This is a genomic window from Mesorhizobium sp. SP-1A (genome assembly GCF_032460275.1).
Classification (GTDB): Bacteria; Pseudomonadota; Alphaproteobacteria; order Rhizobiales; family Rhizobiaceae; genus Mesorhizobium.
The window spans coordinates 71131-86373 of the sequence record NZ_JAVXZD010000007.1 but is presented as its reverse complement, the minus strand read 5'-3'; the positions used below and the strand labels follow the sequence as shown (position 1 = coordinate 86373).

10 protein-coding genes are annotated in these 15243 nt (G+C 64.0%); 2 read left to right on the top strand and 8 right to left on the bottom strand.

Annotation, left to right across the window (positions count from 1 at the left end; translation table 11 throughout):
- Positions 1-37: 37 nt before the first annotated feature.
- Together QU595_RS25100 and QU595_RS25095 are read right to left on the bottom strand one after the other, a co-directional pair.
- Positions 38-814 (bottom strand): response regulator transcription factor, encoded by a 777-nt coding sequence (locus tag QU595_RS25100; protein ID WP_315927087.1) that lies wholly within the window; start codon positions 812-814, stop codon positions 38-40.
- A gap of 198 nt (positions 815-1012) precedes the next feature.
- Entirely contained in the window at positions 1013-1777 is a 765-nt protein-coding gene (locus tag QU595_RS25095; protein ID WP_315927085.1) for a response regulator transcription factor, read from the bottom strand.
- Positions 1778-1944: 167 nt separating this feature from the next.
- Here QU595_RS25095 and QU595_RS25090 point away from each other — a divergent pair, with 167 nt between their 5' ends.
- Positions 1945-2109, top strand: coding sequence for a hypothetical protein (locus QU595_RS25090; protein ID WP_315927083.1), 165 nt, complete (start codon positions 1945-1947; stop codon positions 2107-2109).
- A gap of 163 nt (positions 2110-2272) precedes the next feature.
- On the top strand, positions 2273-3034 hold the full coding sequence (locus QU595_RS25085) for a Crp/Fnr family transcriptional regulator (protein ID WP_315927081.1): 762 nt from the start codon (positions 2273-2275) through the stop codon (positions 3032-3034).
- Between the two features lie 42 nt (positions 3035-3076).
- Here QU595_RS25085 and QU595_RS25080 read toward each other — a convergent pair whose 3' ends face one another.
- The 6 genes from QU595_RS25080 to QU595_RS25055 form a co-directional block, all read right to left on the bottom strand.
- Positions 3077-7339 (bottom strand): cytochrome P450, encoded by a 4263-nt coding sequence (locus QU595_RS25080; protein ID WP_315927079.1) that lies wholly within the window; start codon positions 7337-7339, stop codon positions 3077-3079.
- A 93-nt stretch (positions 7340-7432) separates the two neighbouring features.
- Positions 7433-9211, bottom strand: coding sequence for an adenylate/guanylate cyclase domain-containing protein (locus QU595_RS25075; protein ID WP_315927077.1), 1779 nt, complete (start codon positions 9209-9211; stop codon positions 7433-7435).
- A 277-nt stretch (positions 9212-9488) separates the two neighbouring features.
- Positions 9489-10316 carry an SDR family NAD(P)-dependent oxidoreductase gene (locus QU595_RS25070; protein ID WP_315927075.1) on the bottom strand — a complete coding sequence of 276 codons (828 nt, stop codon included), beginning with the start codon at positions 10314-10316 and terminating at the stop codon, positions 9489-9491.
- A gap of 11 nt (positions 10317-10327) precedes the next feature.
- Positions 10328-10825, bottom strand: coding sequence for an acetone carboxylase subunit gamma (locus tag QU595_RS25065; protein ID WP_315927072.1), 498 nt, complete (start codon positions 10823-10825; stop codon positions 10328-10330).
- Between the two features lie 4 nt (positions 10826-10829).
- Positions 10830-13025 carry a hydantoinase B/oxoprolinase family protein gene (locus QU595_RS25060; RefSeq protein WP_315927070.1) on the bottom strand — a complete coding sequence of 732 codons (2196 nt, stop codon included), beginning with the start codon at positions 13023-13025 and terminating at the stop codon, positions 10830-10832.
- Between the two features lie 13 nt (positions 13026-13038).
- Positions 13039-15168, bottom strand: coding sequence for a hydantoinase/oxoprolinase family protein (locus QU595_RS25055; RefSeq protein WP_315927068.1), 2130 nt, complete (start codon positions 15166-15168; stop codon positions 13039-13041).
- Between the last annotated feature and the right edge of the window lie 75 nt (positions 15169-15243).

Genomic DNA, 15243 nt, shown 5'->3' with positions numbered 1-15243 from the left:
CTGCCCGTCGCCTCCACCGGTTCACGCCTCCACCGGTTCACAGTGCGAGGCCGTTCGACAACTCGGCCACGGCGCCTTTGCGCCAGGCTGCCTCCTTCGGCGCCAGCAGGACGACGACCTCCGTGCGGTTCTGGACATGCAGTTTGCGCATGATGTGCTGAAGATGCATCTTGACCGTATTGCCGGACATGTTGAGCTTCTCGGCGATGACCTTGTTCGAATGGCCGAGTTGCAGTTCGGCCAGGACATCGGCCTCGCGTCGCGTGAACCCTGCGACCCCCTCGCGCCGCGCAGCACCGCCCACTTCGATAGGCTCGTCGCCCGGCGAGACGTCCCGCCCCGGCGTGCCGCCGCCCGAGCCGCTTTCGGTGCTGTATTTCAGGGTCGCCAGCGGATGCGGACAGAAGACACCGCCGGCAAGCACGAGCCGGACCCCGGCCAGCGCGACCTCGATGGGAAGCGAATTGGTGAAATACCCCCGCACACCCATCTCCAGCGCCCAGGACTCGGCCAGCAGATCGTCGGTGTCGGACAAAAGCGCGACGGCGGCCTTGGGAAACTCCCGGCCGACGGTTTCCAGATCGTCGCATACGCTGCTGCTTCGGACATCCCGTCCGGCCACGCTGAGGGCGACCAGACAGACGTCCTTGCCGCGCGCGTCCGAGAGCCCGTCGGTCGACACCATGTCGACAAAGTTCCAGTCGGCAAGCTCATATTTGAGGAACCTGACGACGCTTGTGCGGATTAGCGTGTGGTCCGCCACGACGACGATGGTCTGCGCGCCATCTTTCCTATCTTCGGCATCGCCGGACATTGCCGGCCCCTGTTCTCTCCCTGCCCAAGGATTCTCAGACGCCCGACGCTTGTAAGCTATCGCTATTTCAGGACCGAGTCATGGTTAATCGCCCAAGGCGAATTACCTCATAAGTATTAGCTTTATTAGGATTCATGAATAAGTTTAACAATTGTCCGCAAAGGACCGCCGTACGGCGAAAGTGGTATCGCGCACCGGCTATAGAGCCGGTGCGTCGCGCCAGGCGAGTTTCCTGGAATTCAACAGCAGAACCACTTCCGTGCGGTTCTGAACCCGCAGCTTGCGCATGATGTGTTGCAGATGCATCTTCACCGTATTGCCGGACATGCTCAGGTTCTCGGCTATGACCTTGTTCGGGTGGCCACATTGCAGTTCGGCCAGGACGTCCCCTTCGCGGGGTGTGAAGCCGGCAAAATCGCCGTCGCGCCGCGCGGTGCTGTCCAGGTCGATTTCCCGCTTGTCGCCGGGGGCGGCGCGTTTCGCGGGAGCGCCCGGCCCATCGACCCCCGAGCCATGTTGCAACGTAGCCAGCGGATGCGGGCAGAACACGCCGCCCGCCAGCACGAGCTTGACTCCCGCAAGCGCAACCTCGACCGCAAGAGAAATGGTGAAATAGCCGCGAACGCCCATCTCAAGAGCCCGCGACATGGCCAGGGTATCGTCCGTATCGGACAAAAGCGCGATCGCGGCATTGGGGAAATACCTGCCGATCGTCGCCAGATCCGTGCGCAGGCTCGGCGTGTCGATATCCCTGCCGGCCATGTCCAGGGCGACGAGGCGGACATCGCCCGCACGGGCGGTTTCAAGATGCTCGGTCGAAACCGTATCGATGAAGTCCCACCCCGCCAGTTCATGTTTCAGGAAGCGGACTATGCAGGTGCGCACGAGCGTCTGCCCCGCAACGATGACGATGGTCGGTGCATGGGGCGGCTGGCGCGTTTCGGGTTCGAATTGGTCGGGCATCGCTGACCTCTGGTCTCTTTTGGCCTGGCGGCAGCACGGATATCGGCAGAACTCTCTCTGCAGGAGCAGCCGGCGCCCCCGCTTGCGACTGCTACCTGCAGAGAGATGCCCCCCTCGTCAGTGGCCGGGACCGGCGATCGGCACCCTTCCGCATCGGCATGCCGACCATGAGCCGCGAACGGATCATGTTGCCCGACGGCTTGCCGAAAGCGAGGACGGACCGGGAAAAGCTGTTTGCCACGGCCGAGCGGTTGATCGAACCGACAGGAACCGCCGCGTCGAACTCGTTGCCCATCTGGGTGCCTTCATCTTCACCGGAGATCGAACCATGACTGAAGGGCGGGCCTCGCTCCGTGAGACAGCTCACATTTGTGAAAGAATTCGAACGCGACCGAAAGGAAATGCGTCCGCAACAGGTTCTCATGGCATTGCCGCTTGTCTCGGGGGGCGATCGTCTGGCAATGTTACGTAGCGTCAAGGAAGGGTGACGCGGCCATGGTCAGAAAGAGTTACTTTCCCGACAAGATAATCTGGCTGGACGCGCACAGGCCGAAGTCACGGCCAGCGAACATGTCGCGGCTGGAGCTCGAGGAAGAGGAAGACGGCATCGTCGACCGCAGTTTCTCGGATCACGATCTTTTCGAACTGTTGTTCGACAATTGCGTCGCCGACAGAATGCCGGCCGGCCGGCATCTGTTCCTGCAGGAAGACCGGGCCGACCGGGTCTTCGGGCTGATAGACGGCTCGGTCGAGATCTCGATCTATTCGATCGACGGCCAGAAGCTCGTCGCCAACATGCAGACCGCGCCCAACATCATCGGCGAAATCGGCGCGCTTGACGGCGGCCAGCGCACGGCGACGGCGATCTGCCGCACCGATTGCATGATCGTCTCGCTGGACCGCATGCAATTGCTGGGACGCATCCAGGAAAGCCCGTTGCTGGCGCGTTCGATGCTGCGCCTCGTGTGCAGGCGCGTGCGCTGGGTGACCGAATCCCTGGGGGACCACGCGTTCCTGGGGATCGAGGGTCGCCTTGCCAAACGGCTGCTCCTGCTCAACGAGATCCTGGCCGATCCCACCGGCTGGGTCGCGATTTCCCAAAGCGAGATCGGCGAGTTCCTGGGCGCGACACGGGAGTCGGTCAACAAGCTGCTCAACGACTGGCGAAGCCGCGCGCTCATCGACATAAGGCGCGGCCGCATCAAGGTGGTCAATGCGCGCGGACTGCGCCAGATGACGAGCGAAGACGGCGGCTGACCCCCTGCCCGATCGTGCAATCGCTGGCGTCCTCGAGGTGCTCTAACGCAATCTTGACAGCATGTAGCGCAGCGCCGATTTACTGGGCAGGAAGAAGTAGCCGCCTCCCCGCGTGGTGACGAAGGACGGCATGCCTTGCAGGGCGATTGATCCTTCCCATCGCGGAATTGCATACCGCCCGACCGGATCGCCTGCCTCGTCAACGGTCTGGTTACCGATCAGCGGGTCCTTCTCGTCGCGCAACCCGTTGAAATTCCGGGCCGACATCCAGGTCTGCTGGATGAACTCGTACTGCCGCTCGATGCTGGCGTTCACGCACATGAACAGCAGGCCCTGCTCGGTCTTCCCGTCCTTGCCGTCCGCCGAGTAGGTGCGCCCGACGCGCAGGATGCGATGGCGCTTGGTGATGCGTATCTGCGTGTCGAGATCGGTATCGAGTGAAGCGCGCGGATTGGAACGGCGCATGTGTGCGCCCAGCGGACATTTGAGGCCCTGGGGATCCTCCGCGCCGAAGCTGAACTGATTGTCGGGCGTGCCGCCGGCAGGCTTGTCGGGACTGCGAATGAGCGAGGTGCCGTCCTTCCACCGGCCCACGATACGGGCAGCCACCCAGTCCGGCGTCACGGGTTCGCGCGTGAGCTTCGATACTTCACGCGCGGCCTGGCGGCAGTAGTCGTTGAAGCGGTCCACATGCTGGCAAAGCTGCCGCACCACCATGAAGCTGCCGTTGCGCCCGAAATCGTGCAAGGGGCGGTCCACGGCGGAGATGCTGCCGTCCGTCTTGATCGCCCGCAGGATGCCGAGCGGGTCCGCCGCGCTCGGGACGACCGGGGCGGGAGGATAGAAGCCGTGCTCGTCCCGATAGCCGAACAGGAACTCGCCTGGATTGAGAAGATGCATGGGCGGCACCGCATTGGCGGCACCACGCCCGGCTCCGCGGATGATCGGCTGCGAAATACCGTCCAGGAAGCCGAAATGCTCGCGCGCCTTCGGCCTGTTGCCGTCCGCAACCGTCGTGTAGGGCCGGATGACGGACAGATCGAGCCTGTGCACGACAGGAATGCCTGCCTCGCATGACGCCTTTTCCAGCATCTCGACCATCCCCTCCAGCGTGGCTGGACCGTCGGCGTAGCAGTTGACGATCACATCGACCGTATTCTTGCCCGAGCCCCAGAGCCATTCGGAAGGATCGCTCGACCCGACATCGTCCAGTATGCGGCTTCGATAGGGGTTCGACATGCCCTGTCGGAAAGCGAGGGGGAAACTGGCGAGCGGATCGTCGCCCGCCGCCGCTCCGTCCAGCCCCAGCAGCAAGAGGCCATCGGGGGCGAACAGGACCGTCATGGCGCTGTGGGCGGGAGCCGAATCGCCGAAGGAAACATGGCTGGCGATATAGCCCAGCCAGCTTTTGCGCCGCTCCATGTCGATCTTTTCCGGTATTTGGAACGCCAGCATCCTGCCATGCGCCAAGCGTCCCATCGGCCCGAAGACGACGGACTGGATTTCGCCCTGCTCCAGTATTTCCTCAGGAGGCTCATCCGGCAGCAGCAGGCGCTGTATCCGGTCGAGCCGGGTCGAAGGCTTCCGCTCGGTCGATGAGAACAGGCTGATCCAGTCCCGCGCCTCGCTCAGTTTAGCGGAACATATCCCTTGGCGGATCAAGGCGTTCTTGCGGATGAGCGTGGTCGACAGGTGCGGATAGGCGCTGTACCAGAAGCGGGTCGGGATCTGCTGGGTCCTTGCCCAGCGTTTGAAGCGGTCGCCGTCGCGCGCGCCGTAGAAGAACAGGAACCGCGGTGGCGGAAAACCCTCCGTATTGCCCCACACCCCCGTCAGGCCCTTGGAGGCCTTGGTGATGAAGTCCTCCAGATAGCTTTCCCAACTGCCGCCGTAGTTGCTGAAAAAGACCAGCGTGTCCGTATCGCGAATGCAGACCCACCGCGCGAAATGAATGGTGCCGATGCTGGAGAGGAAGCCCGGCCGAAAAATATGGGTGGCCGCAATCGAGATGATATAGAACACGAACCGCAGCAGAAGACGCCGGAAAATACCCGGCTTGATGGTGGAGACAGCGGTCATGTGGTTCTGCATGCCGCGATCCTCGCGCTGCTGCAGTTCCTCCAGCCGCTTCAGCGAGATGGAATCCATCGAGGCCGTCGAGGCCGTCTCCAGACGCCGCAGCCAGACCAGAAGAAGCGCGACGATAAGAGCCAGCGTCGACAATATCCCGAGTCCGGAGAGGATCAGCGCCGTTCCGAGACGCAGCAGAAAATGCGGCCATGTCGGGGTCGGATAAAACAGCATGTAGTAAGTCAGCGCCCAGCAGCAGGCATAGATCGCCAGGACGGTCAGGTAGACCGGCTTGGCCAGGAAAGTACGCTGAACGGCGCTCCAGCCGCCCTTCGGCGGATCGTCCAGAGCGTTGGCGACAGGTATGAAGGCCCAGTCGAAGCTCCTGTCGCGCCGCAATCTGCTGCGCACGTCCTGCAGGACGGCTGCGGCATCGCTGCCCGGTCGCGCCGAAAGCTCCTCGACGGTTCGCATCGCCGTTTTGGCCAATCTGTCTTCACGCAGGATGCGGTCGACCGTGTGGCCCGGCGTGCCGCTGAAAACGAGCCCGTTCAGGCTGCCGAAATCCGGCGAAACGTCTTCGGCGTGCCGGTCCATGAAGGCTGCGAGATCGGCGCCGACGGGATCGGCCGAAGCTTCCGCCAGCATCTGCCGCGTCTGGTCCCCGAGCGCATGGACGAAGGCCCGAAGAACGGCCGCCTTGCTTCCGTCCCCCACGATCTCCAGGACAAGATGAAGCCTGGCGCTTCCATCCGCAGCCGTCCCGGTCTCGATGATCGAGATCGAGGTGAAATGGATGGTGCCGACGGCGTCGAGTTTCTGGCGCACCTCGCCGTTCGACGGGTTGCCGACGGCGTCGAGGCGAGCCTCAACCTCTTCCTTCCGCACGCCGGGCCTGGCCGGCACGATCACGGTGATCAGCGATTGTTGGCCGGCCGGATCGAACTCGACCATCAGCCGGTCGGGATAGGGACCGAGCCGTCTCAACCGGCCTTGCCTGCCTGCGGCTCGGCGGAAGCCCGGCCGTGAAAACAGGGCGCGGAAGCATTCCGCCGTCTGCACGCGCGCCAGCGCTGCACCTATGCATTTGTGGATGCCGTGGCCGAAGACCAGCGAGTCCTGGCTCGGGCGATCTGGCTTGAACCTCCAGGGATCTTCCACGGCTCGCTTGTCGAACATGGCCGAGCGCGTCGCCGGCCAGACAACGGTGTCGCCCTTCACCCTATAGGGCTTCCTGGTGCCGGCCCCGATCTTCTGTTCTTCCCGCGCGTAACGCCAGGGACTGACCCAGATGGGCTTGAACCGCATCGCTTCCACGATGGCCTTGTCCAGACGCTTGTCGTCCCGGTCGGCGATCGCCGTGGCCAGTTCGGCGAAAATCTCCGGGCGCGAGAGGACGACGTCGAGGCAATTGCCGCCGCCGAGCAATGTGGTCGGCCCGAAGCCGGTGATCATGCCGAGCATGATGGCGTGGATTTCGGACCTGCTGACGCGCTCTTGCTGCATGGCCGCGACTAACCGGTCGAGCGGCCTGTCCTGAAGCGCTCCGCCGGCAACGATCGCGTCTATCGACCCGTCGATGGCTGCCTGCATGTTGCGGGCGGCGGCGATCGCCAGCTCGCGGACCGTCCGGTTGGCGGTCGGATCACCAAAGAACATCGTGCTGAGCGCGATCGCCCAGTCGGCGAAGGCCCCCTCATCGTCCACCTTCATGCCGTAATATTCCCGGCAGATCGTGGACGAAACAATGCGGAACAAATCCCAGGCGGCGTTCAGCCGGTCGCCGGCCGCATCGACGATCTCGCGCGCGCGCCGCGCAGCGATGGGCCGCACGCGCGCTTCGACCTCCGCCGGCGGGAAAGCGCCCAGCACGACGGACTTCAGGCGCCGGTATTCCGCGCCATCCGCCATGCCGAGGATGAAATCCGATCCGCCGGCGAATTCCACCATTTCAGGCCCGTAGGGCGTCTCGAATTCGGCCTGCCGTTCCAGCACCTCGCGCACATCGGCGTTACGCGTCAGAAGCAGGAAACGCCCGCAGCGCGCCCGCGGCCAGAACGTCCGGAAAAACGAAAGCCACCAATCGGGATGCTCGAACAGATAGCCGACCGCGCGCGCGGTCCAGCCGCTTGAGCGCATTCGTTCGAGATCGAAGGGCGGAACATTCGCGCCGATCGGGAGCGCGGCCTGCGCCTGCGATATCCCCTGGAAGTATTTCGGGCTGCACTTGAACATCATGGACGCCCCTCGACCCGGATTGTTCTAGCGATCGACCTTCCTGCAATTCATCTCTGTGAAAAACTTCACATGTCGTCCCGCTCCGCGGCCTTATCGGTCGGCAAGCTGGAAATTCCCGATCATGCCTTCGTTGACCGACTTGTCGCGGAAGGGAATCCACTCGATCCACTTGCGCTCGAAACCGGGGTGGCGGGCATGGAAAAATCCTGCCTCCCGCTTCGCTTCCTCGAAGCGCCCGCAGCGCGCCAGCGCGCCGGCTTTCAGATAGCTGGCGTAGAAATAGTTCGGCGCCAGGGACAGGGAGCGGTCCGCCGCGTCGATTGCGTCCCGCCAGTTCCGATCGACGGTGTGGGCCGCCGCCAGTTCGCCGAGATTGTGGAAGAGGTAGGTCTCGAAGGGGCTGAGCCGGATCGCCTCCCTCAACTGATGGATGCTTTCGCGGGTTTCCAGCAGCAGCGTCCTGGCGCTGCCCAGTCCCGTGCGCGCAAGCGAAAAACTCGGATTGATGTCTATCGCCTGGCGGCAGAGATCGATGGCCGATTGCGGCCGGCCTTCCAGGATTTCGACGAAGCCGAGATAGCAGTAGGGGCGCGCGTCGAGGCTGTCCATGAGGGAGGAGCGGCGCGCATAGTTGGCGACGATCTTGAGTTCCTCGCGATCCGCGAAATTCAGCCACGCCTTCCACAGGTGCCACCAGGCCAGTTCATTGAGCACCGCGCTCGAATTGGGGTCCTCGTCATAGGCCTGGCGGAAATAGGCGAAGGCCTGCGCCGTATCCGCGGAGGAGCGGCGCTGCATGTGCCATCGTCCGCGCCGCAGCAATTGCCAGGTGGACAGCGTTTCCGGCGGCACCTGGAACGTCCTCACCTGTTCGACCCGGTCGACTTCGCGCTCCAGCCGCGAGACGATCTCGCCGCCCAGTTCTCTCTGCAGCCGCTGCACCTCTTCAAGGCCGCGCTCCAGCCGTCCCGCCCAGATGACGCGCGAATTGGAGCTGTCGGCCAGCGAGGCATTGAGATTGATCTGCTTCATGTCCCCGGATACGGACCCGGAAACGACATAGCGCGCGCCGAGCAACTGACCGATCGCGGCGGTCGTCAGCGAAGGATCGCGGAACTGGAAGCTGGAATCCCTGGCGATGACCGGGATCGACCGCGTGTTGGCGACGCCCAACAGGATGTCGTCGGCGATGCCGTCGCAGAGATAGGCGAGCGTGGGGTCGCCGGTCAGGTTCTGGAACGGCAGCACGGCAAGAGCCGGAAGATCGTCCGCTCCGCCCGCAACCGTCTGGCCTGCCCGCACCGACCGCATTTCGGTCAGGGCGCCCGGCGTGAAATCCCGCCGGTCGAAATCGACCACGAAGACGCGCACCGGCACCGAAATGTTCTTCAGCTGGAAGGGCCCCAGATCGGTGAAGTGGAGCTCGAAACGTCCCATGAGCTGGGAATAGGCGGTTTCGGCGAGCGCTACGCCGCCGCGCGGCGAGAACTCCTGCACGCGGGCGGCGATGTTGACCGTATCGCCGAACACCCCGTCGGTCCGGATCATCACCGGGCCGGAGCTGATGCCGGTGCGGAACGGCATGGCCCGGTCTGGCGCCACGGCGACATTCGCGGCGCCGATCGCCTTCTGGAACTGGAGCACCGCGCTCAGCGCGATGATCGGGTTGCCGAACATGGCCATGATGCTGTCGCCGGCGGCGCCGAAAACGTTGCCGCCGGCACGCTCGACCGTCTCCACGATCAGCGCCCGGCGTTCGTCGAACAGGCGCAGCGCCGCCTCGTCGTCAATGTGCATCAGCTTGGAAAAGCCGACGGCATCGGCGGAAACCACCGTTGCGATCTGACGAGGATGTCGATGTTCAAGCATGGACCGAGTCCGTGCCGAGGGCCGAACTCGAATTTGGAGGAAGATTTCAGCCGCGACAATACGAAGTTTGACGCGAACTGTCCGCGGCACCGCCGCCGCGCTGCCCTGCCTTACACACAATCGCGCGGGACTCGGGCGTTGCGGTCGCGCTCGAAGACGAGCCGGTCGTCATGGAACGCTTCCATCCGCTCCGAGATCACCCATCCCGGTGCAGGACAGCGACGAGACCGACCGGGTGCGCACGCCGGTTCTCGCGCTGCGCGACGCCGGTTGGGCGCTACCAAAGCGCGCCGCCGGTGATCTGGATATTCTCCATGGTGATGCCCCTCGCCTCCTCGCGGCAGAGGAATGCGGCGAGCGCGGCGATCTCTTCGGGCTGGATGATGCGCTGCTGCGGATTCTGCGCGGCGATCTCGGCCATCGCCTGCTCGGTCGTACGGCCCTTGCCTTCGCGCGCCACCACCTGGGCGACATTGCGGCGCATCAGCTCGGTCTCGACCCATGTGGGGCTGATCATCACGCAGGTGACGCCATGCGCGGCACCCTCCAGCGCCACGCAGCGCGTGAGGCCGAGCAGGCCGGATTTCGACGCGCAATAGGCCGGATTGTCTTTCCAGCCGACCGTTGCTGCCGTCGAGCCGATATTGATGATGCGGCCTAAGCCGCGCTCGATCATGCCCGGCAGCAGCCGGCGCGTCATGCGGAAGGCGCCGTTGAGGTTGGTGTCGATGATCTTCAGCCACAACTCGTCCGAATGGCCGCTGACCGGTTGCTCGGCCGTGGTGCCGGCGGCGTTAACCAGAATGTCGGCCGGGCCGCAGGCGCGTTCCGCCCCGGCCACGAACGCCTCGATCACCGCGCTGTCTCGCACGTCGAGATGGCCGGCAAAAACCTTGCCGCCGTGGCTTTCCAGCGCCTTGCGCACCTCTGCGATCTCGGCCGGATCGGGATAGGCGGCAGCGTCGCCGCTGCGGCCAGCCATTTCGTTGACATAGGAGCCGACGGCAACATTGGCGCCCTCCCGCGCCAAGGCGTGCGCGATCGCCAGCCCCTGTCCCGTCAGCCCTCCGGTGATGACCGCGCTGCGTCCGCTCAATGTTCTCATGTTGTTTTCCGTCAGCGATCCGGCGTCAGGGGCTTGTTCAGCCAGTCGCGGTAGAAGCCTTCGAGGTCAGGCTCGAAATCATGCACGATGGGATAACCCGGAGCGGCTGCCTCGACCTCGTGCAGCGTGCCGCATTCGGGGCAGATGAATTCGCGGATCTCCATCCATTCCGGATCGGGCAAGTCGCTGTTCGGATAGATTTCACGCAGCGATTCCTCCGTGTCGCGCACGATGATCGCGGCTTTGAGCTTCCAGTTCCTGCGATAGTCGCCGAAAGAATGGCCGCATTCGCATTTCGTCACGCGGCCCTCCGCGCTTTCGCAGATGAACAGGTGGTCGCTGACCGGCAACAGAATCTGGTCCTGCCAGCCGACGCGGTCCTGCAGCACGGCGATATATTTGAAGAACCGGTCGTCGTCCTTGTAGGCGCTCATGATGCGCCGCGTCTGCGGCCAGGGCAGCGTGCCCGCGACCAGATCGGCGATGACTTCCTTGCTGTAGCTGCTCATTGTCTCACTCCACGCCGAAGGCGGCCTTGCCGTCGACGCCCCAGAAATCGGAAAAATCCTTGGTGAAGCGCGGCGACAGCTTGATCGCGCTGGCGTACATCTTCTTCACCTCCGGCGCGAAATCGGCCGCCTTTACCCGATCGCGCTCGGTCGAAATCCACTCCGAGACGGGTTTCGCCCGCGCCAGGCGCCGGGCGCGCAGTTCGGAGCGGTGACGCTTTGTCGCCTCCAGATCGGCGACCGGAAAGCCATCCGCGTCCTCCTCTATGACGATGCCGAACACGCCCTCGGCCGACTCCTTGGTGAGAAAGCCGTTCTCCACGTCCCATGCGGTCTTGACCGGATCGCGCTCCAGCACATCGCCGTAGCCGCCACCGCCATTATAGGAATGGGTGAAGATATCGCCCGACTTGTGCGGCGCGGTGATGTAGGGGCCTTCCGCTGTCACCTGTTCGCCTTCGAACCGCAATTCCAGTTCGGAGCGGTAGGGGTTGGTGCCAGTGTGATGCGCCAGCGGCGCGCCCTTTTGCGCCAGCTCGAAGATGTTGGAGCCGCGCACGGCGCGGTGCTTCTGGCAGGTGGGCGCCGGATAGCCGCCGCACAGACCGCCATTGTCGAACACGCGACTGGAATGCTCGGAGGTGACCAGACGCAGATGGTCGGTCTTGTTGATCAGCCAGGTGGACAGGAACGAACAGCCGCCCCGGTATTTGCCGGCGCCGCCGGAATTGGGGACGATGGAACGGCCGATATAGACCATCGGCATGTTCTGTTCCCAGATCTCGATGTTGCCCATGTCCGATTCCGGGTTCCAGCCGACATAGGCCGTGTCCAACCCATCCTTGATGGCGAGCGCGCCGGAACCCGCCGCCGCGCACTCGAAATGCGCCATGCCGAAGGGCGTGCCGTACTGGCTGGTGCCACCCATCTCGATCATCGGCGAATTGACCTGCCCGACAAAGGCTTCCTCGACGAAGCCGCGGGCGATGAAGGAGCGCGACAAAAGCCGCTGGAACACGCCGTAGGCCGGCAGCAGCAGCGCCCAGGAGGTGGCGGTTGCCACCATCTCGTTGTCCGGGTTGGTCCAGGTGCCGGCGGGCAGCTTCAGCTCCGTCGCCATCCAGGCACCGTCATTGACCAGCCCCTCGAAGTTCATGTGCTGGGTCAGCGTCACGAACATGCCGCCATCCATTCCGGCGGGCGTGCAGTTCATGGAGTGGTAGCCCCATGGCTGCGTGCCCTCGAAATCCATGGTGATCTTGCCGTCGGTGGAGACGGTCATCTCGATCGGCATGTTGTAGAGCCAGTCGGGATCGCCGAGCGGCTGGTAGCCCGGCTTGCCGGCGGTGACGTGGCCGTAGAAGGTGTGGCCGCGATAGATGCCCGGCACCGTGAGCTGGCGCGTGCGCGCAAGCTGCGCGCGGCGGCCCTCCTCGATGAATTCCTTGGAGATCTGCATCCAGTAATCCAGACCGATCTCGTCGATCAGCGCCTTGACGCTCTCGCGCATGTCGATGCACGACGCCACCTTGGCCTTCTCGTCCAGCACCCAGTAGATCGGCATCCTGAGATTGCGCTCGCAGCGAATGACGTAGTCGCGACGCAACTCGTCATTCTCGCCGACCTTTTCCGCGCAAACGAACAGCCCTTCGGTGAAGCGCTCCTGCGCCAGCGCCACGTCGCCGCCCGGCGTGATGCCGCCCGCTTCCAGCTCATGGCAGACCGCGCCGGCCCAGCCGACGAGCTTTCCCGAATGGAAGATCGGCACCACGTCCATGACATCCGGCACCTGCACCGTACCGATGAAGGCATCGTTGTTGGCGAAGATGTCGCCATCGCGAATGCCGGGGTTCTCCTCGTAGCCTTCGCGGATCATCCATTTGATGAAGCGGCTCATGGTGTGAACATGGACCATGATGCCGTTGGACAGCGCGATGGCGTCGCCCTCCGGCGTATAGATCGCCACCACCATCTCGCCGACTTCGCGCACGCCGGGCGAAGCGGAGATGCGCCGCGCCATCTCGCGCGCCGACACGCAATAGGCGCGCAGCTTGGTGTGCAGCGTCTCGAACTTCAGCGGATCCTGGTTGCGTAGCGTCAGGTCCGTGATGCCGTCGTAGCAGCCGGTTTCTTCCATCAGCCGCTCCGACTCGAGCAGGCGTTCACGGATGCGAAGCGCGGAGGCGGGTTTGTCGAGCATGGGTCTCGCCTTCTCAAGCATGGGAGTAATGCAACAGGGTCCATTCATCGACCCAGACGCGATCGCCGGGGTGCACGACCAGCGTCGTCGCCGGGTGCTCGATGATCGCCGGGCCGACGACCTCGTGGCCTGGCTGGAGCCAGTCCATCTCGTAGAGGTCGGCCTTGTGCCAGCGGCCGCCGATATAGGCCTCGCGCACCCCCTTGTGGGCGGGCGACGGGTCGGACTTGCCGAGCGGCCGCCTGACCAGCACGGGCTTCACCTTGTCGGCGGTCGCGATCAGGCCGAGTTCGGTGATCGAGAAGCCCGCCTCGCCGTAGCGCGAGACGCGATGGTTGACCTTGGCATAGACCGCTTCGAACTCGGCGATGACCTTGCGCATATCCTCGGCCGAGTTCACAGCTGACAACGGCGCCATCACCTCCACGTCCTCGAGCTGACCGGTGTAGCGCATCATCAGGAAGGGCACGGTCCTGATCTTCTCGCGGGCGTGGCCATCCGCGATCATCTCGTCCACGGCAGCCCTGGTCAGGTCGTTCCAGACCATGGTGACCTTCTCGCCAAAGGCTTCCAGTTCCGCATCGCCAGCGCGGGCCGGAATATCGATTTGCGTGGAAACCGAATGGCGGCGCATGAAGTCCGCCGTCGTGCAGCCGAAGGCCGAGAAGGCGGCCGCGAACTGGAAGGTGATGATATCCTTGAAGCCGATGCCCTTCGAGCAGCCCGCCAGATGCAGCGGCCCCGAGCCACCGTAGGACAAAAGCGTGAACTCGGACGGGTGGATGCCCTGCCCCGAGATCACGCGGCGCAGCGCGTTGTTGGCATCGGCTTCCAGCATGTCGATCATGCCTTCGGCCGCTTCCTCCACGCCGACGCCAAGCACATCAGCGCATTTTTCCTTGAAGGCCTTGCGGGCCTTCTCGACCTGGAGCTTGACCTTGCCGCCGAGGAAATAGTTCGGATTGAGACGGCCGAGTATGGCGTCGCAATCGGCGATGGTCGGTTCCGTGCCGCCCTTGGCGAAGCAGATCGGGCCGGGATCCGAGCCGGCGCTTTCGGGCCCGAGCGAGACCTTCTTCGTCAGCGGGTCGACCTTCAGGATCATGCCCGCACCGGCGCCGATCGTATCCAGGTGCAGCGTCGGCACGTTGAGCTTGAAGCGGTCCATCAAGGGCTCGTTCTCGATGCGGGTCTGGCCGCGCGTGATCACGCCCATGTCGAAGGAGGTGCCGCCCATGTCGGAACAGATGAGCGAGTCGTTGCCGATCAGCTTGCCGACATAGGCCGCGCCGAGAATGCCGCCGATCGGACCAGAGATCATCGTCTCGTGCAAGCGGGGATGGTTGATGGAGGTCAGGCCACCGAAGGAGAGCAGCGTCTGCACGCCGTATTTGAAGCCGTATTTCTTCGAGACATCCTCGATGCCCTTGAGCTGCCTGCGCCCGCGCGAGGTGGCGTAGGCTTCGATCAGCACCGAGTTCAGCCGCGACTGCTCGCGGATCACCGGCCGCACCTCGTGCGAGGTGTAGACGGTGATGTCGGCGCCGGCCCTGTTGATCTCCTCGCGACAGATCTCGGCGATGCGCTTCTCGTGCGCCGGATTGACATGGGAGAAGATGGTCATGATGCAGATGCCATCGACCTTGTCCGCGATCAGCTTGCAGGCTGCCTCGTGCACCTCGTGTTCGTAGAGCGGCAGCACGACGTCGCCGAACTGGTCGATGCGCTCGGTGACGCCATGGGTTCGCCGGCGCGGCACCAGCGGGTCGGGATGATGGTGGGTGACGGCATGCAGCCGGTCGGCGTAGGAATAATCCGCCCAGGCCTGCAGGCCGCGGCCCATCAGGATCATGTCTTCCAGGCCCTTGGTGGTGATGAGGCCGAGCTTCCTGCCGGTGCGCGACAGGAGCGTGTTCAGCATGCCGGTGCCGGAATAAAGCACCACGTTGACGCCTGAAAACAGCGCCTCCAGCGAAATGCCCCAGGCGTCGGCGGCGTCTTCCGCCGAGGCGAGGAAGCCCTCCGCCTCGTTTTTCGGCGTCGTCGCCGACTTGCCGATCTTGAAGTGCCCCTGGCTATCCACGAGGATCGTGTCGGTCATGGTGCCGCCGGCGTCGATACCGATAACGATTGGTTGGTTCACTGTCGCCTTCCGCAAACTTGGCTACGATAGGGCGAGCCTAGATTCGTGCGGCGCGACCACGCCATATGCCTAAAG

What these genes read in the sequence shown, in the direction of transcription:
- QU595_RS25100 (WP_315927087.1), bottom strand. Translation starts at nt 814, where the DNA reads ATGTCCGGCGATGCCGAAGATAGGAAAGATGGCGCGCAGACCATCGTC.
- QU595_RS25095 (WP_315927085.1), bottom strand. Translation starts at nt 1,777, where the DNA reads ATGCCCGACCAATTCGAACCCGAAACGCGCCAGCCGCCCCATGCACCG.
- QU595_RS25090 (WP_315927083.1), top strand. Translation starts at nt 1,945, where the DNA reads ATGAGCCGCGAACGGATCATGTTGCCCGACGGCTTGCCGAAAGCGAGG.
- QU595_RS25085 (WP_315927081.1), top strand. Translation starts at nt 2,273, where the DNA reads ATGGTCAGAAAGAGTTACTTTCCCGACAAGATAATCTGGCTGGACGCG.
- QU595_RS25080 (WP_315927079.1), bottom strand. Translation starts at nt 7,339, where the DNA reads ATGTTCAAGTGCAGCCCGAAATACTTCCAGGGGATATCGCAGGCGCAG.
- QU595_RS25075 (WP_315927077.1), bottom strand. Translation starts at nt 9,211, where the DNA reads ATGCTTGAACATCGACATCCTCGTCAGATCGCAACGGTGGTTTCCGCC.
- QU595_RS25070 (WP_315927075.1), bottom strand. Translation starts at nt 10,316, where the DNA reads ATGAGAACATTGAGCGGACGCAGCGCGGTCATCACCGGAGGGCTGACG.
- QU595_RS25065 (WP_315927072.1), bottom strand. Translation starts at nt 10,825, where the DNA reads ATGAGCAGCTACAGCAAGGAAGTCATCGCCGATCTGGTCGCGGGCACG.
- QU595_RS25060 (WP_315927070.1), bottom strand. Translation starts at nt 13,025, where the DNA reads ATGCTCGACAAACCCGCCTCCGCGCTTCGCATCCGTGAACGCCTGCTC.